The sequence below is a fragment of the Actinomyces sp. oral taxon 448 str. F0400 genome, from assembly GCF_000220835.1.
In the GTDB taxonomy this organism is placed as follows: domain Bacteria; phylum Actinomycetota; class Actinomycetes; order Actinomycetales; family Actinomycetaceae; genus Actinomyces.
In genome coordinates this window covers 2,526,004-2,543,253 of sequence record NZ_GL985606.1, presented here as the reverse complement: position 1 = coordinate 2,543,253, position 17,250 = coordinate 2,526,004, and the positions used below count along the sequence as shown (strand labels likewise).

General features: G+C 72.9%; 13 protein-coding genes. 6 read left to right on the top strand and 7 right to left on the bottom strand.

The features are described 5' to 3' along the window. The first annotated feature begins 127 nt into the window (after positions 1-127). Positions 128-1,882 (top strand): GerMN domain-containing protein, encoded by a 1,755-nt coding sequence (locus HMPREF9062_RS10725; protein ID WP_009750165.1) that lies wholly within the window; start codon positions 128-130, stop codon positions 1,880-1,882. 148 nt (positions 1,883-2,030) lie between these two features. On the opposite strand, the gene hpf is transcribed toward HMPREF9062_RS10725, so the two are convergent. Together hpf and HMPREF9062_RS10715 are read right to left on the bottom strand one after the other, a co-directional pair. Continuing rightward, positions 2,031-2,696 carry a ribosome hibernation-promoting factor, HPF/YfiA family gene (hpf, locus tag HMPREF9062_RS10720; protein WP_009750164.1) on the bottom strand — a complete coding sequence of 222 codons (666 nt, stop codon included), beginning with the start codon at positions 2,694-2,696 and terminating at the stop codon, positions 2,031-2,033. Between the two features lie 180 nt (positions 2,697-2,876). After that, positions 2,877-3,662, bottom strand: coding sequence for a ComF family protein (locus HMPREF9062_RS10715; RefSeq protein ID WP_050795284.1), 786 nt, complete (start codon positions 3,660-3,662; stop codon positions 2,877-2,879). Between the two features lie 396 nt (positions 3,663-4,058). Between HMPREF9062_RS10715 and secA the strand changes: the two genes are divergently transcribed. Continuing rightward, positions 4,059-6,938, top strand: a complete 2,880-nt coding sequence (secA, locus tag HMPREF9062_RS10710; protein WP_009750162.1) for a preprotein translocase subunit SecA — start codon at positions 4,059-4,061, stop codon at positions 6,936-6,938. A gap of 149 nt (positions 6,939-7,087) precedes the next feature. Here secA and HMPREF9062_RS13000 read toward each other — a convergent pair whose 3' ends face one another. Continuing rightward, positions 7,088-7,564 carry an Rv3235 family protein gene (locus HMPREF9062_RS13000; protein WP_253270707.1) on the bottom strand — a complete coding sequence of 159 codons (477 nt, stop codon included), beginning with the start codon at positions 7,562-7,564 and terminating at the stop codon, positions 7,088-7,090. 169 nt (positions 7,565-7,733) lie between these two features. Further along, on the bottom strand, positions 7,734-8,558 hold the full coding sequence (locus HMPREF9062_RS10700) for a LysM peptidoglycan-binding domain-containing protein (protein WP_009750160.1): 825 nt from the start codon (positions 8,556-8,558) through the stop codon (positions 7,734-7,736). A 185-nt stretch (positions 8,559-8,743) separates the two neighbouring features. On the opposite strand from HMPREF9062_RS10700, the gene HMPREF9062_RS10695 reads away from it, so the two are divergent. Then, the gene (locus tag HMPREF9062_RS10695; RefSeq protein WP_009750159.1) at positions 8,744-9,301 is read left to right on the top strand and encodes a hypothetical protein; all 558 of its coding nucleotides are present in this window, start codon (positions 8,744-8,746) and stop codon (positions 9,299-9,301) included. Between the two features lie 36 nt (positions 9,302-9,337). Here HMPREF9062_RS10695 and HMPREF9062_RS10690 read toward each other — a convergent pair whose 3' ends face one another. Then, the gene (locus HMPREF9062_RS10690) at positions 9,338-9,559 is read right to left on the bottom strand and encodes a helix-turn-helix domain-containing protein (protein ID WP_009750158.1); all 222 of its coding nucleotides are present in this window, start codon (positions 9,557-9,559) and stop codon (positions 9,338-9,340) included. Between the two features lie 112 nt (positions 9,560-9,671). Between HMPREF9062_RS10690 and HMPREF9062_RS10685 the strand changes: the two genes are divergently transcribed. From HMPREF9062_RS10685 to HMPREF9062_RS10675, 3 genes are read left to right on the top strand one after another with little or no spacing between them, the layout of a single operon-like run. Next, positions 9,672-10,337, top strand: coding sequence for a hypothetical protein (locus HMPREF9062_RS10685; protein WP_034254216.1), 666 nt, complete (start codon positions 9,672-9,674; stop codon positions 10,335-10,337). A 1-nt stretch (position 10,338) separates the two neighbouring features. Then, the gene (locus HMPREF9062_RS10680; protein WP_009750157.1) at positions 10,339-12,054 is read left to right on the top strand and encodes an AAA family ATPase; all 1,716 of its coding nucleotides are present in this window, start codon (positions 10,339-10,341) and stop codon (positions 12,052-12,054) included. A 12-nt stretch (positions 12,055-12,066) separates the two neighbouring features. After that, a complete protein-coding gene (locus HMPREF9062_RS10675; RefSeq protein ID WP_034254213.1) occupies positions 12,067-12,534 on the top strand; it encodes a DUF6912 family protein in 468 nt (155 codons plus the stop codon). Positions 12,535-12,611: 77 nt separating this feature from the next. On the opposite strand, the gene HMPREF9062_RS10670 is transcribed toward HMPREF9062_RS10675, so the two are convergent. Together HMPREF9062_RS10670 and HMPREF9062_RS10665 are read right to left on the bottom strand one after the other, a co-directional pair. Next, positions 12,612-15,779 (bottom strand): AAA family ATPase, encoded by a 3,168-nt coding sequence (locus tag HMPREF9062_RS10670; protein ID WP_009750156.1) that lies wholly within the window; start codon positions 15,777-15,779, stop codon positions 12,612-12,614. Next, the gene (locus HMPREF9062_RS10665) at positions 15,761-17,164 is read right to left on the bottom strand and encodes an exonuclease SbcCD subunit D (protein ID WP_009750155.1); all 1,404 of its coding nucleotides are present in this window, start codon (positions 17,162-17,164) and stop codon (positions 15,761-15,763) included. Before HMPREF9062_RS10665 ends, HMPREF9062_RS10670 begins: the two co-directional genes overlap by 19 nt. Positions 17,165-17,250: the final 86 nt, after the last annotated feature.

The following is a 17,250-nucleotide window of genomic DNA, read 5'->3' as shown; positions in this document are numbered from 1 at the left end:
CCGACCGGGCGCGGGGGGACGCCCCGCCGCCGGCGCAGATCGTGCCGCCCCGCCCCACCGCTAGTACCCCGACCGGGGCCCGCACGCCCGAGGAGGATGCCGGGCGTGCCGATGCGGACGGGCAGCGATGAGTCGCGGTCGAGTCGGCCGGACGGCGACCCGTGACATCGTGCCCCGGCGCACCGTGCTGGCGGCCCTGGCGTCGGGAGGAGGGCTGGTGGCGCTCGCCGGCTGCGCCGATCTTCCGACCGACGGCCAGGTCACCTCCTCCGACGTGGTCTCGGCCCATGGCAGTCAGCTCGTGCAGACCGCCGCCCGCCCGCGCGACGGCGCCGGCCCCGAGGAGATCGTCGCCGGGTTCCTGCGGGCGTGCGTCGCCGGATTCTCCGACGATTTCGCCACTGCTCGCACTTTCCTGCACCGTGCGGCCTCCGACGCCTGGGAGCCGACCTCCGTCGTGCGCGCCTACACGGGCTCCACGGCCCCGGTGGTGGAGCGCGATGAGTCGGGGGCCGTCAAGGTCACGGTCGAGCTCGTCCGCTCGATCGACTCCTCCGGGGTCCTGACCTCCGACGGGGCCGCCCAGTCGGGGAGCACCGACGGCTACACGGCGTTCTACTCCCTGGCCACCGATTCCCTGGGCCAGTGGCGGATCGTCGATCTGCCCCCGGGGGTGCTCCTGCCGACGGGGAGCCTGCAGACCAACTTCATGGCGACGAGCCTGTACTTCCTGACCCCCGACCGGGCGCGCCTCGTGCCGGAGCTGCGGTGGCTGCCCCGGGGGGATCTGCCGACCTCGACCCTTGTGGCGCTGCTGGGCGGGCCTGCGGACTGGCTCGCCCCGGGAGTCGCCTCGGCGCTTCCGCGCGAGGCCGGCCTGGCGGCCGACGGCGTCGTGCTCGAGGACGGGACCGCGACGGTGGCCCTCGACGGGGCCGTAGCCGAGCTCGACTCGCAGGAACGGGCCCTGGCGGTGGCCCAACTGGCCGCCACGCTGGGTCGTCTGGAGGGCGTGTCCTCCGTCGTCGTCACCGCCGACGGGGAGTCGATGGGCGATCCAGTGCCGCTACCGCAGCCGGACGCTCCCGTCGATACGGTCATCGGTATGAGTGCCGGTTCCGTCGTCCGAGGCACCAGCTCGACTCGCAGGACCCTGGCGACCGTCCAGGCGCTGGGCACCGCTCAGGCTCGTCACCCGGTGCTGGGCCCGGATGAGGCCGTCTACGCACTCAGCGCCTCCAGCCTGCTGCGCCTGCGGCCGGGGGAGGACGTCGCCAGCGTCATCGCCTCGGTCGGGGCCGCCGACGCGGGCGAGGGCGGACTACTGGCGCCGGTAGTGGACCGTTACGGTTGGGCGTGGACCGCCGCCGACGGCGTCCTGACCGCCGTCGGGGATCTGGGGCAGCGCGCACCGCTGAGCGCGCAGTGGCTCGAGGGCCGCGAGGTCACGGCGCTGGACCTGTCGGCCGAATCCGCCCGGCTCGTGCTGCGCCATCGTGACGGGGAGGGCGGGGACGAGCACGTGAGCGCGGCCGTGGTCGTGCGCGCGCAGGACGGGACGCCGACCGGGCTCGGTCGGCCGCTGGCGTTGCCGCAGGCCGCGGGCGAGGGCGTCACGGGACTCGCCTGGTACGACCCGGTCAACGTGGTGGTGCTCGCCCCCGGACGAGCGGAGCAGGAGCCTCCCGGCGTGCGGTACGTGCAGGTCGGCGGCGCCTCGACGGACGTCGCCGGAACGCCGGGGGCCACGGCGCTGACGGCCGACCGGGCCAGCGGCACCGCGCTGCTGACGGATGACCGCGGACAAGCCTGGCAGCGCAAGGGGGCCACATGGCGGGTGCTCACAACGGAGGTGTTCGACCTGTCCTATCCCCTGCCCTAGTCCGCTGCCCGTCCGCCTCGCCGATCCCGGCCGCGCCGCGCCGTCGCGGACCCGACGGCTGAGCGCCGGCGGTGGTCGGGGCCGGGATCGGCCAGGCCCGGTGGGGTGGGGCCGGCCCCACCGGGGGTGCAGCGGGGCCGGGGTGCGATCACGCCATCTGCGCCGTCTCGCTCGTGACCCGGGTGTTCAGACGGATGACGCCGTAGGTCCAGCCGTGGCGGTGGTAGACCGCGCAGGGCTGCCCGGTCGACTTCTCGATGAAGAGGTAGAAGGGGTGGCCGACCAGCTCCATCTGGTAGAGGGCCTCGTCGACCGCCATCGGCACGGCATCGTGCAGCTTCTGGCGGACGATGACGGGGGAGTCGCCCAGCTGAGACTCAACGGCGACGCCCGGTTCCGTCGGGGCCGTGGGCGAGTCCTCGATCGGCGCGTCCCCCGTGTCGGGGACGACGATCGCCTCCTCGGCGGCGGGCGACCGGCGGTCCTTGGCGACCTCGACGATGTAGCGGCGGTGGTCCTTCTTGCGGTCACGTGCGCGACGCAGCCGCTCGGTCAATTTGCCCATGGCGATGTCGAAGGCGGCGAAGCGGTCGGAGGAACTGGCCTCGGCCCGGATGATCGGGCCCTTCGAGACCACGGTGATCTCGGCACGCTCGGCCGTGTCGGCCTGACGCGGGTTGCGCTCGTGGGTGACCTCGACCTCGACGCGTTGGACGCGCGGGTCGAGCTGCTCGACCTTGGCGGCCTTCTCCTCGACGTAGTCTCGCAGACGAGAGCTGATCTCAGCGTTGCGGCCGACGACAGTGATATCCATGGTGAACCTCTTTCTGGGTCCTGGTAATCCTGGGAGGGGGTGGGGGGAGCGCTCGTCGCACCGTGCGGCGGGCGCTGGACGGTCGTTCACCACCTCCTCGTGCCGGCCCGCCGTGCGAGCGGGGCGCTCGGCGGTCGCACGTCACCGCGGTAAGCGCACTCATGTGTTGTAAAACACAACTTACACCATGTGATGCTTCTCCGCCGGTACCGACGCGGGCTGATCGCCCGGCGCTGAAACGGGCCCGCCCGGTACGACCGTTCTCGTCCGGCGGGCGGGTGGCGGCGCGGCCGCGACGGCGAGCGCTCCGATGACGCTCGCGCCCTCCTGGCGCAGGGCGCGAGCGCACGCCCCCAGCGTCGCGCCGGTGGTGACGACGTCGTCGACCAGCAGGACGCTCAGCCCGGCGACCGGGGCCAGGACTCGTGGCGCTCGCGCGCGGTTGGTCCGCCGCTGCCGCGCCGAGCGGCCGGTCTGGTGCGCTCCTGCCAGCCCGGGGCGGCGCAGCAGGTCCACGCTGAGCACCTCCAGTTCCCGATCCCGGCGCCCTCGGGTTCGCTCGGCCCCCTCAGCGCCGGCGCCTCCCGCGGCTCCTCGGGTTCGCGGCCATCCTACGGCCGCGCCGCGGGCGACGGCGTCGGCCAGAGAGGCGGTGACGAGACGCCCCCGGGCCCGGCGCACCCATCCGGACGGCGCCGGGACGACGAGCAGCGGGCCGGCGTCGACGGCCTCGCGCGCCTCCTCGTCTAGGCGGCGCGCCCATCGGCGCCCGGCGCGCGCCCCCACGTCGGCCATGAAAGCGGCCAGGTCCTCCCGGGCCCCGTTCTTCCAACCCAGCACCATGGGGCGCACCGGTCCGGCGTAGACGGCCAGGGCGCTCACATCCAGATCGCCGGCGGCGTCGGCGTGCTCGACGGCGATGGGCTCGCCGGTCAGCAGGCTCCGGCAGTCGGGGCAGAGCGCCACGTCCCAACGTCCGCAGCCCGCGCAGGAGACCGGCAGCACGAGTCGTGCCGCTTCGCGCAGGTGGCGCCGCCATGGCGGAAGGGGCGATGGCCGGGGCGCGGCGTAGGACGATGGGAGGGGAGGGGAGACAGGCTGCATGGTCCGACGGTCTCATGGCGGCCCCGCGGACGGACCGGTTGTCCACAGGCGACCGGGCGCAGGACGCGGAACGGGGCCTGTGCGCATCCCGGCCCGAGCGCGGTGCTCGCAATGAGCGAGATCATGCGGTAGCACGATGGCCCCCCGCGAGGCGTCCACTACGATAGGCACGTCTGCGCCCGGTGGGACCGGGCGATGGGAGTGCGGGGAGCACGGCCGTGGGCCGCGCTCCCCTCCGCCAACAAGGGAGAAACCAGCGTGTCGATCGTTGACCGGATCCTTCGCATCGGTGAGGGGCGCACCCTCAAGAGGCTCGATGCCATCGCCACCCGGGTCGAGGCGCTCGCCGACTCGTACGCGGACTTCACTGACGCCGAGCTCAAGGAGGTCACCGTCGAGCTCAAGGAGCGCTACGCCGACGGGGAGAGTCTCGATGACCTCCTGCCCGAGGCCTTCGCCGCCGTGTGCGAGGCCGCCGACCGGGTGCTGGGCATGCGTCCCTTCCACGTCCAGATCATGGGCGGCGCCGCCCTCCATCTGGGCAATATCGCCGAGATGAAGACCGGCGAGGGCAAGACGCTGGTGGCCACCATGCCCTCCTACCTGCGGGCGCTGACGGACAAGGGCGTGCACGTCGTGACCGTCAACGATTATCTCGCCGAGTACCAGTCCGATCTCATGGGACGCGTTCACCGCTTCCTGGGGCTGACCACGGGCTGCATCCTGACCGGTCAGACCCCCGCTGAGCGCCGCAGGCAGTATGCGATGGATATCACCTACGGCACGAACAACGAATTTGGCTTCGACTACCTGCGCGACAACATGGCCCAGCGGCCCGAGGATCTCGTCCAGCGGGGTCATGCCTTTGTCATCGTCGATGAGGTCGACTCCATCCTCATCGACGAGGCCCGTACACCGCTGATCATCTCCGGTCCGGCCAGTGGTGATGTCAACAAGTGGTATCAGGAGTTCGCTAAGATAGCCGCGCGCCTGAGGGCGGATAAGGATTATGAGGTCGATGAGAAGAAGCGCACCGTCGGCGTGCTGGCGCCCGGCATCGAGCGTGTCGAGGACTATCTGGGCATCGACAACCTCTACGAGTCGGAGAACACGCCCCTGATCGGCTTCCTCAACAATGCCATCAAAGCCAAGGAGCTCTTCCACCTCGACAAGGACTACATCGTGCGCGACGGCGAGGTCCTCATCGTCGATGAGCACACCGGTCGAGTTCTGCCGGGGCGCCGCTACAACGAGGGCATGCACCAGGCCATCGAGGCCAAGGAGCGAGTGGAGATCAAGGCCGAGAATCAGACGCTGGCCACCATCACGTTGCAGAACTACTTCCGCCTCTACCCGGAGGGGTCCCGCTCGGGCATGACCGGTACCGCCGAGACCGAGGCCGCCGAATTCGCCGGCACCTACAAGATCGGCGTCGTCCCGATCCCCACGAATAAGCCGATGATTCGCGTCGACCAGTCCGATCTGGTCTACACCAACGTCGCGGCCAAGCTGACCGCCGTCGTCGACGACATCGTCGAGCGCCACGAGGCCGGTCAGCCGGTCCTCGTGGGCACCACCAGCGTGGAGAAGTCCGAGGAGCTGTCCGCCATGCTGCGCGAGCGAGGCGTCTCGCACGAGGTCCTCAACGCCAAGCAGCACGCGCGCGAGGCCGCCGTCGTCGCCATGGCGGGCCGTAAGGGCGCCGTCACCGTGGCCACCAATATGGCCGGCCGCGGCACCGACATCATGCTCGGCGGCAATGCCGAGCACATCGCGGTCACCGACCTGAAGAGGGCGGGTCTGGATCCCGAGGAGAACGCCGAGGAGTACGAGCGGGCCTGGCCCGGGGCCCTCAAGGCCGCGCAGGAGGCCTGCCGGGCCGAGCACGACGAGGTCGTCTCTCTGGGCGGCCTGTACGTCTTGGGCACCGAGCGCCATGAGTCGCGTCGCATCGACAACCAGCTGCGCGGACGGTCCGGAAGGCAGGGCGACCCGGGGGAGTCCCGTTTCTACCTGTCCATGGAGGACGACCTCATGCGCATGTTCGCCTCCAACGCCGCCCAGCGGATCATGTCCTCGGGCGCCTACCCCGACGACGTGCCCCTGGAGTCGAAGGTCGTCACCCGCGCCATCGCCTCGGCGCAGCGTCAGGTTGAGTCGCGCAACTACGAGATCCGCAAGAACGTTCTGAAGTACGACGACGTCATGACCGAGCAGCGCGAGAAGGTCTACGACGAGAGGCGCCGCGTTCTGGACGGGGAGGACCTCGAGCCGCAGGTGGAGGCCTTCCGCTCCCAGGCGGTCGAGACCATCGTCGCCGCCCGCACCTGTGAGGGCCGCGCCGACGAGTGGGACCTCGACTCGCTGTGGAACGATCTCGGCCATCTCTACCCGGTGGGGCTGACCGAGGACGAGATCGTCGACGCCGCGGGCGGACGTGACCGGCTGACCCCCGAGCGGCTGTCGACCGAGCTGATCGAAGACGTCGCCGTCGCCTATGAGGACGCCGAGAAGCGCATGGATGACAATCCGCTGGCCCTCGCTCAGCTCGGGGACGAGCCCATGCGCGTCCTCGAGCGCCGTGTCCTGCTGGCCGTAGTTGACAAGCGGTGGCGCGAGCACCTTTACGAGATGGACTACCTCAAGGAGGGCATCGGTCTGCGCGCCATGGCCCAGCGTGACCCGCTCGTGGAGTACGCCAATGAGGGCGCGCACATGTTCAAGGCGATGATGGAGGGCATTCGTGAGGAGACCGTCGAGCAGATCTTCGCCAACGTCGGCCGCTTCGACGACGCCGCCGCGCGGGCCGCTGAGAACGGCACGGTTGAGGCCGCGTCCGCCGTGGCCGCGGCCGGTGGCGGTGCGTCCTCGCATCTGAGGGTCGGGGCCGGCTCCAAGGGGGGAGGCAGCGTCCTCGGATCCACCGGTCAGCAGGCCATGGACCGCCGGATCACCTATTCAGCCCCTTCGGAGGACGGCACGGCTGCCTCGACCTCGATGGCTCCTCCGGCCGCACGATCGAGTGCTGCGGCCGGCCGAGAAGCCGCGCGCGGCGATGCGTCCGCGCCCGCCGCCGGGGGCGCACCGCGACCCGCCAACAGGGCGCAGCGGCGCGCTGCCCGCAAGCGGAGGCGCTGACCCTTGGACGCCCGGCGCCCCGCCGGTGGCGCGACTGCCGAGCTCCGATACGCCAGTCCGACACCGGGCGCCGAGGGCCTCTCCGACCGCCTCCCGGTCCTGCGAGCGGGCGGCGGTCGGCCTGCGGCCGCGAGTTTGCCGGGTGCGCCTCAGCCGATCTCGAGAACCGACATCACCCATCTGCCGCGGCGGGGCACCAGGAGGGCGGCCGCGGCCCTGACCCGAGGGCCGTCATCGAGAAGGACGGCGACTTCGCAGTTGCCCGACAGTGTGAACTGGGTGTGGATGTGACGCGCCCTGGGCCTGGTGCGGCTGGCCGAAGAGCCCGGCAGGCGCTGAGACAGACCGGAACGCCGAGCCAGGGCCTCGAACATCTCCGGGGTGGTCCATCGCGCCAGATGGTCGACCGGCCTGTGCCCGCTGAGGACCTCCGCGGCCGCGGTCACAACGCGGGCCGCGTGACGGCGCGGGTCCGGCATGTCGCTGCGGAGTTGGGGGGTCGCCGGCCTGCACCGCCGTGAGCGCGCCCACTGGCGGCTGAGCTCGGTCTGGAAGTGCAGACGGTCCCACCGTCGACGTTCGGCGCTCGTCCGGGGCGCACGGGCGAGGATCTTTCCCGCCGGCATGCGGGTGACGGTGCTAGGGGTGCGGGGAGCCTGCGCGCCGGGTTCCCGGCGATCGGGCGTTGAACCGGACGAACCGTTTGAACCGGCCTTTCCGGCGGATGCCTCGGGGGACGGGGTCATAGTGGTGGTCATGGCGGCCTCCTGTTGCAGGGTGTTGGTGAGTGTGATGTCAGGATTGGGCTGGTCGGGTCGGTTGCTGGGGCGGCGATGATGACCGAGCTGCGGCGGGCAGCCGCAGAGTGGCGCCCGGATGGATGAGGGACGGGTCGGCGCCGATCTGCTCGGGGTTGGCCTCGTAGACCCGGGGCCAGGCGCGTGCGACCTGCTCGTCGGTGGCGCCGGCTCCCAGGGCGTCCTCGGTGATCGACCACAGGGTTTCCCCGGGGGCGACGACGTGCGTCGGTGAGGCGGCATCCGGCGTTTCGCCGGTTCGGGGAGCGGAGTTGGGCGTCTGCGGGTCGGGCACCGCGGAAGTCCCGTCGGCGGTGTCGGTTGGGACCTCGTCGGCCGGGATCTCCGTTCCCTGCGGAGCGGACTCGGCGCTGGGGAGGGAGGGTCCGCTCGAGGTCGTCTGCCAGCCCAGGTCGTCGGGGACGGAGGACTGCGCGGCGGCGGCGGGAGCGATCGTCAGTCCCGCGATCACGGCGCTGGCGGTGACCCGGCGGACAAGCGGAGCTCCCCAGCGCTGGAGCAGGGCATGCGCCCCTCCGGCGGTCGTGCGGTCCGGCCGCCCGCGGTGAGCGTCAGCCGTGGCCGAGCGGTCCTCGAACAGAACGACCAGCGCGATCCCCACTGAGACCAGGTGCCACAGGCAACCCGCCGCTCCGAGGCCGCATGCGAGGACGACCGCGCTCTGAGCGATCTGGGTCGTGCTCCACCAGGCGGCCGGAACGGCCGCGAGAGCGCCCCCCGCCGACCAAGCGCTGGTTGCCAGCGTCACCGTACCGAGCGCGGCAACCAGGGCGATGACGGTAAGGTGGGTCACGACACGCATGGGTTCTCCGTCGTTGATGATGGTGTTTGAAGTGATTTGATATTGCTAGATTATTTGGAGTCTGTCAAGGGGTATGGTGATTTCGTCCCATCGAGTGCTGCGCCGGTCGGGGGACGGTCGAAGGTCGACCGCTTCGGTGCGTCCACCGTCTTGCGGCCGGCCGGGCGAGGTGGTGAGCTGCGGCCATGGACTGGGATGCGCTGCTGGCCGATCTCGAGAGCCGCTTCGAGGCCGAGCGCCGTGCTGAGATCGCTGCGCAGGCGGCGGACCTGGCAGAGGCTGAGATCGCCTCGCTGCGGGTGGCCGACCGGCTGCGCGGGGCGCTCGGGCGCACCGTGCGCCTGCGCACCTGCGGCGGTGTGCCCGTCGACGGGGTGCTGACGCGGGCGGAGGACGGCTTCGTGCTTGTCGAGGAGGGGGACGGCCTCCAGGCGCTCGTCCCGACCGGCTCACTCGCCTTCCTCTCGCCTCTGCCCGGCCCCTCACCTGAGCCGGACAGGCACCGACGGCCGACTTTTCAGGCCGCTGCACGCGAACTGGCGCGCACCGGTGCGCGCGTGCGGGCGGTGACCTCCGCCGGCGACATCATCGGCCGGATCGGACGAGTGGGGGCGGACTACATCGACATCCTCGTCGACGGTCCACACGGGGGCAGCGGCGATCCGCGTCCTGCGGGTGGTGCGCCGCGCACCGGCGTCGTCACCGTCTGCCTGACGGCTCTCGACGTCCTTCGCAGCAGGTGAGCGCGCCGCATCCCCGGAGCGTGCTCACCCCTTTGATCAGTCGTTCTCCATGGGGCGGCCCGCGGCGACCATCTCGCGCGTCGCTTTGAGTTGACGCTCGATATAGGCCTCGAAGGCGCTCTCGGGCACCCGCCACAAGTGCCGGGCGCCGACCTGGATCGCCGGCAGGTCCCCGGACTGAATGAGCGACCGTACGCCTTGGGCGGACAGCTGGAGGTTTTCGGCGACCTCAGCAATGGTCAGAAACTTGTCTTTCATGGCACGATGATGACACCCCCGGCGCGCGACGCGCCATCCCTGAACGCCCCTGTGGATAGCCAAGAACCCTCACCGGCTGCCCAAGGGCGTCACGAATGATCAGGAGGATCCCGTGGCCCCTTTCCGCCGCGACCCCGCACGGGCCGCCGACCCCGCACGTCCCGCCCGCAGACGGCGCCCCACCTGGCGAGATCCGCGCCTGGCCGGGGGGCTGGCCCTCATCGGTGCCGCCGTCGCACTGGGCACGTGGGCGGTGGACGCCGCCGCCGACACCCAGCAGGTCTACATTCTGACCCGCGACGTCGCCCCGGGGCAGGACCTGACCGCCGACGGCATCCTGACCCTGGTCGACGCGCATCCCGGCACGGACGCCTACGTCCTCGCCGGACAGCTGCCCGAGGCCGCCGTGGCGCAGAGGTCGTTGAGCGCCGGGGAGCTTCTGCCCGAGGCCGCCGTGGGGATTCGGACGCCCGACGACCTGCGGCCGATCGTCCTGGAGGTCTCCTCGGGGCTGCCCGCCGGCACTGGCACGGGCGACGTCGTCGACCTGTGGGTTCTGCCCGCCACCCAGGTCACTGCCGAGGAGGCGCGCGAGCGGGCCGAGGTCGTCGCCGAGCATCTGACCGTCTCCACGATCGGGGACAAGGGCACGAGTCTGATCGGCAAGGAGACCACCGAGGTCGAGGTCCTCGTTCCGGCCGACTCCGTGTCCGCGGTGCTCACCGCCATCGGGGGCGATGGCGCCCTCGTCCTGGTACCGACCGGCACCGGGAGCTGAGATGGACCAGCGATTGCACGGCGTCCTGCTCGCACTCTCCGGTGACGACGCCGACCTGCTGCGGGCGATCGACACGCGTGGCTCCGGGCTGCGCGTGGTGCGCCGCTGCGCGGACACGGCCGAGCTGCTCAGCGCCGCTATGGCGGGCCTGGCCACGCTTGTCGTCGCCGACACGGAATTCGACGAACTCGATCGCTCCGTCCTGGACCGCCTCGAGCACGCCGGGGTGACCGGCATCATCCTGGCCCCCGCCGAGCAGGTCGAGCGGTGGGCCACGGTCGGCTGGCCGGTCGAAGATCGCCGGACCCGGCCGGACGCGGTCAGAGCGCGCCTGCAGGCTCTCGCCCACGCCCTGGAGGCGGGTCGGGGCGAGAGGGCCGAACCTCCCGAATCTCTCCGCACCGCGCCCGTCCCCGATACTGGCGCGGACGACCGGCTGTGGACCGAGTTGGAGGATGTCATCCTGCAGACCCCGGCCACACCGGAGCGGGTCGATGAGACCGCGGATCCGGATGCGCCGATCCCGAACACCCCCCTGTGGGCGCGCACGCCCCCGACCCCCGACCCCGACCGCGGGTTCGGGACGTCCAGCACCGGCCCGGGCGGCAGGCTCGCGGTGGTGTGGGGGCCTCGCGGGTCCTCGGGACGGACGACGATCGCGACGGCGCTGGCCCACACTCTGGCGACCGCCGGCGGGGCGATCCTCGTCGACGCCGACGTGGAGGCCCCCTGTCTCACCCAGGTGCTGGGGCTGCCGGAGGACTCCTCCGGCCTGGCCACCGCTGCTCGCCTGGCCGGGCACGGGCGGCTGGACGACGAGGCCCTGGAGTCCCTCCTGGTTCCCTTCGGGGAGCTTGAGCGTCTGCTGTCCGGCCTGGGGCGCCCGGGACGATGGCGCGAGCTCCCGCCGGCGGCCATGGCCGAGGTGTGGGCGCGCTGTCGGCGCCTGGCGGCGTGGACGGTCATCGACGTCGCCGGCGGACCGATCGACGACTCCGTCGACGAGTACACCCTGGAGCCCGGCAGGGGCGCCGTCGCGGCCGACCTCGTGCGCAATGCCGACGTCGTTCTGGTGGTGAGCGGGGCGGATCCCGTCGGGGTGCGCCGGCTCCTGCAGCTGCTGGGCGACTTCGAGGATGAGGCGCGGCCCACCGGGCGCATCGAGGTCGTCGTCACGCGGGTGCGTTCCGGTATCGCGGGCCCCTCCCCTCGCCGAGCCGTCAGAGACGCTCTCGACCGCTACGGCAGTCTCGATGAGGTGACGCTCGTCCCGGACGACCCGGCGACGGCGGACCGGTGCCTGATGGAGGGTCGGGCCGTCACCGAGGCGGCGCCGGGGAGCGCGTTGGGGCGGGCGCTGACCGAGCTCGCCCACCGGATCGACCCGACCGTCGCCCCGAAGGCCTCCGGAGCGAAGCGACGCCGCGGACTCAGGCGCTCGCGGCGCGCGGCGGCGTCCCGCCCCAGGCACCGCCCGGCACGGCCCGGCGGAGCGCAGCGGACCTCGGCGCGCCTTCGGACGACCTCCGTCCCGCTCCCCGCCTTCCCGCCGGAGACGGAGCAGACGCCCGCGCCGGCCCCTGCGCCACCGCCGCCACCGCCCGAACGTCCCGCGTCCTCCCGACCTCAGCCCCCGAGCCGGATGCGCAGCGGGCCCGCGGGCACGGGCGGTCCGGTGACGCGCATGGAGCGACGGCGCCGGGGCCGCGCCGAGTAGCACACTGGGGCCATGCGCATCTACCTGCCCGCGACGGCCGCCGACCTGTCCGCCCCTTGGATCAGCCCCCGGACCGCTCATGCCGCCACACCCTCTTTGGCCGCGGCCCTGCCCGGCGAGGACCGGGAGAGCCTGGAGGCCTCGGCGTGCCTGTGCGCCGCCGACGCCTCCTTGGTCAGACTCGCCGAGCCGGATGCGGAGGGGGCCGCGGACCGGCGCGTCGTCATCGCCGCGGACGTGGATGAGGCGAAGGCGAGCGAACTCCCGGTGAGCGAGGACGTGCTCCCCGGCACGGTCGAGGTGACGGCGCCGGTGGCATGGGAGGCGGTCGCCGCGCTGCTGGTCGATGAGCCGGCGGCGCGGACCGACGTCCGCAGGGCGCGCACGGGCGACGAGGAGGCCTTCGAACGGGCTGCCGAGGCCGACCTGCTGTGGTTCGATGCGACCGAGCGGGCGGTGCTGGCGGACGAGCTGGGCTGATCCGGCGCGCCCCGAACGCAGGTCGGGTCGGGCGCCGGCCCGCGGCGGATAGGCGCGCGGCGGATCCGGCGGGGCCCTCACGGGGCGGTGACCGTGAGCGTCGAGCCCGATGGTGTCCCGGTGACGTCGATGCGGTCGGGGATCTGACGGCGCAGCTCCTCGACGTGGGAGACGATGCCGACGGTGCGCCCGCCCGCCTGAAGCCTGCTGAGCTCGGCGAGAACGATCTGGAGGGTCTCGGGGTCGAGGGCGCCGAAGCCCTCGTCGACGAAGAGGGTCTCCATGGACACGCCTCCGGACTCGGCGGTGACGACGTCGGCCAGGGCGAGGGCCAGCGATAGGGAGACGTAGAAGGTCTCCCCGCCCGAGAGCGTCCGAGGATCGCGCACGCCGCCGGACGAGAAGCGATCGATGACGCCCAGCCCCAGGCCACGGTCGCGGCGAGCGGCCGAGCCGGCCTCGTCGTCGACGCGCACGAGCTCGTAGCGGCCCGACGACATCTGGGCGAGTCGGTCGTTGGCGAAGATGAGGACCTCGGCGAAGCGGTCGAGCAGAACCCACGTGGCCAGGGGCGTGACGGCATCGTTGCGCCCGGCGACGAGGGCCGCCACCCGCGTGAGCGCCCGCGCCTCCTCAAGGGCTCCGGCCAGACGCGCCGCGGCCTCGGCGACGGCGGTCAGAGTCTCCTCCAGCCGTCGGTGCGCCTCCAGGGCGGTGGCATGGGCCGCCAATGCCTCGTCACGGGCGCGTTCGGCGGCCTTACGATGGCGGCGGGCGGCCTCGACGTCGACGGCCTCCTCGCCCGTGAGCGCTGAGATCCGCGGGTCGTGGGTGAGGGCGTGGTGGACGCGTTCGCGCTCGGCGCGGACGTGATCGACGTCCTCGGCCAGGGCGGTGAGCGCGTCCGGCGGCAGGGTCGCCCGCCCGGCCTGAGCCGCGTCGGTGAAACCGGCCTCGGTCAGGGCTTCGGCCAGGTCGTCGGACGCATGAACGACCCGGTCGACGGCGGAGCGGGTTTCGGTCAGGCGGGTGCGCACCAGCTCGGCGTCGTCGGCAGATGCCAGGAGCGTCCGATGGTGCTCGACGACGGTGGCGTCCTCGCCGGCCGCCTTCGCGCAGCGGTCGCGGTCGGCATCCAGGGCGGTCTGCTCGGACTCCAGCCGCGCTCCCCTCTCTGCCAGGACCGTGCGATCGGCCTCCAGGGCGTCGCGCATGGCGGCCGTCTCATCGGCGAAGCCGGCGAGACGCTCCGCCACGTCGGTGGCGGGGCGTGCGGCCTCGGCCAGGGAGTCCAGGCGCTCGGCGGCCTTAGCCAGGGCGGCGTCGAGTTCGGGCAGGAGACGGGCTCCTGAGGCGTCGAGGGCCGCGCGGTACTCCTGGTCGAGCTCGTGGTGCTCGCGCACGCGCCGGGTGAGGAGATCGTCGGCGCGAGCGCGGTCGGCGTCGGCCCGCTCGACCTGAGCGCGGCTGATGGTTCCGGGCTCGAGGTCGGCGGGGGCGGGGTGCTCGGTGGAGCCGCACACGGGGCAGGGCTCGCCGTCGACGAGCTCGGTGACGATGGATCCGGCAGTGGCCTTCAGCCAGGCGCGGTGCTGGGCGGCGGCGCGCTCCTTCGCCTCCTGTACGGCTGCCGCCGCCTCGGCGACGGCGCGCCCGCTCGCCTCCAGACGGGATGCGAGGCCCTGCGCGCGGGCGGCCGCATCGCGTCGCGCCGTGGCCGTTTCATGCTCGACACGGGCCCGGGGGAGTTCGGCCTCCGCCCGCCGGGCGGCGTCGAGGGACGCCTGGAGCTCGGCCTGGCGGGCGGGCCTGGCGTCCAAGGTCCGCATGCGTTCGTCCGCCTCGGCGCGGTGCGCCTCGAGGCTGATCCTGGTGCGGGCCAGCGCCGTCCGTCGGTCGGCCAGCCCGCTTTCGAGGTCGACCAGGGGCTCGAGGGATCCGGCGCGGGTCCGGGCGAGGGTCGCGGCGGCGCCGAGGAGCTCCTCCGCATGCTGGAGGAGGGCCGGGTTCGGCTCCCCGTCCGCCGCTCCCAGGGCCGCCGCGGCGGCATCGCGGTTCTCGGGGGCGATGCGGGCACCGGCATCGAGGGCCCGCATCGCGAGGTCCCGGGCGGTCCGGAGGTTGTGCCGGGCGCGGTCGCGCTGTCGCACGGGCGCGGCGAGGCGGGCGGCGCGTCGGGCGGCGTCCAGTCGTGCGGCCTCGGCGTCGTCGATGGTGCGCCGGGCCTCCAGCCGGGTCTGCTCCGCCAGGAGCTCCTGGCGCTGGTCGAGCCGCTGGCGGAGGTCGGCGGCGGCCTCGGCGGCGGTGCGCGCCGCATCCGCCTCGTCGCGGGTTCGCTCCACGGCCTCGGCCAGCGGAATCAGGGCGGTCCGACTGCGGGCGAGGGCCTCCTCTGTGACGGCGGCGACGGCGGCGTCATCCGGGACGGGGGCGTCGGCCAGAGCGGTCAGCCGCCCGGCCAGGTCGAGCGGGGCGTGCGGGACGGGGGCGTCGGTCTCGATGGCGTCGGATTCGGCGGGGCCCGGCTCGTCGGCGTCGTCTCCCGCCGGGTCGGGGGCCGGCAGGGCGGCCAGGAGCGGGGCGGCGAGCTCGGCGCGGGCCCGCAGCGCCTGACGGGCCGCCTGGGTGCTCCGGTCGGTCGAGCGGTTGCGCTCGGCGACCTGCTCCTGGATGGCGTCGAAGATCCCCGTGCCGAAGACGTCGCGCAGCAGGGCGTGGCGCTCAGCGGACGTGGCCCGCAGGAAGCGGGCGAACCGTCCCTGAGGCAGGACGACCGTCTGGGTGAACTGGTCCCGAGTCAGGCCCACGATGCGGGCGACCTCGGCGCCGACGTCGTCGAGGCGGGTGACGGGCTCGCCGACGGGGCCCGCGCCGGGGGCCGGCAGCCGCCACAGCCTGGCGGTGGCGTTCTGACGGGTGGTACCCGTCCCGCGCTTCTTGGGGCGTCGGTATTCGGGGCTGCGCAGGATCCGGTAGACGCCGGCGGAGGTGGAGAAGGTCAGGTCCGCCTCGGAGCGGGTGGTGGGGTCGACAAGGGTGGAGCGCAGGCGCTGCTTGGACGATCCGTCGGAGTCGGCGACCCGCCCGTAGAGGGCGAAGACGATGGCATCGATGATGGTGGTCTTGCCGGCACCGGTGGGACCGGTGAGCAGGAAGCGGCCGGAATCGGCGAAACGGTCGAAGTCGATGGTCTCGGTGCCCGCGTAGGGACCGATACCGGTCATGGTCAGCGCGTGCAATCGCATGACGGACTTCCTTCGTTCGCGGCGCGTGCGGCGTCGTAGGCCCGAGCGATGACGGCGCGCTCGTCGGGGCGGGCGCTGCGGCCGAGCATCCGCGCCAGGAAACGGTCTGCGACTTCCAGCGGATCGCTGGCGCGCGTGACGGGGGCGCGCTCGCCCTCGGCGCGCGGGGGCGGCGTGCGGGAGAAGGCGAGCAGGTTCGGCAGTTCGACCTTCAGGCGAGCCATGGCGTCCGGCGGTGCGGCGCCGTTCAAACGCACCCGCACCCAGTCCTCACGGTGATCGGGGGCGAGAGCCAGGACCTTCTCCAGGGTGCCGGTGAGCGTGACGGCCCGATAGGGCAGCGGGGTCGGGACGCGCTCGAGGCGGGTGACGCCGTCGGCGCCGATGTCGAGCAGGACGGTGGACTTGGGGAAGTCGGCCTCGGGGAACGAGAAGGGCAGGGGGCTGCCGCTGTAGACGAGCCGGGGGCCGGTGATCACGGCGTCGTCGTCGGGGTGAGGACCGGCGGGCCCGACGGCTGCGCTCCGCTGCCTGATCTCCTGAGGGCGATGGAGGTGGCCGAGGGCGGCGTAGTCCAGGCCCCCGGAGCGTTCGGCCAGGGGCGAGCCGCCGAGGCCGGCGTAGAGGCCCGCGGGGACGGAGTCGACGCCGCCGACCCGGATGTCCCGCTCGGATTCGATGCTGGGGCGCCCGCCGACGACGAAGGCGTGCGACATGACGAGGGCGGGGACGCGGACGGCCGCGTCGGCGCGGCGTCGGGCGAGGTCGGCCGCGACCAGGCGCAGGGCCCCGGAGACGACGGCCTCGTGGGAGCGGGGCAGGCGGTACGAGGCGGCCTGCGGGGGAGGGGAGGAGCCGGCGTCGTCCCCCGAGTCCGCGGAGCCGGGGTCGGGGCCTCCGCCGTCGGAGGTCGGCTCGGGGGCCTCGGGGCTCTCCCCGAGCCTGTCGGCGAGGAGAGGAGGCAGGGACTGCCGGGCGGCGTCGGGGTCGAGGTAGGGAAGGGCGTAGACGTACAGGCCGTCCCCGCCGTCAGGGGTCGGGATGATGACGGGGCGGTCGACCTCCGCGGTGCGGGTGCGGATCGCGAGCCCCCGGCGCATCAGGCCGGCGCCGAAACCGAGCCGCTGAGCGGAGTCGTGATTGCCGGGAGTGAGAACCACGCGAGTGGCGCCGACCAGACGGCGCAGGGTGTCGTCGAGGAGGAGGACTGAGTCGGTAGGCGGGATGGCGCGGTCGTACACGTCCCCGGAGATGACGACGGCGTCGACCGCCTCGGTGCGGGCGAGCTCGACGAGATGGTCGGCGAAGATCGCCTGGGCGTCGTCCAGGACGCGCCCGTGGAACGTACGCCCCAGATGCCAGTCGGAGGTGTGCAGGATCCGCATGGGGCCACTGTCTCATGCGGGTGCGACACGAAATTAGACGTGCATTGTCCTGAGCACTCTCAATCGCCGTCTTCTCGGACGTCGAA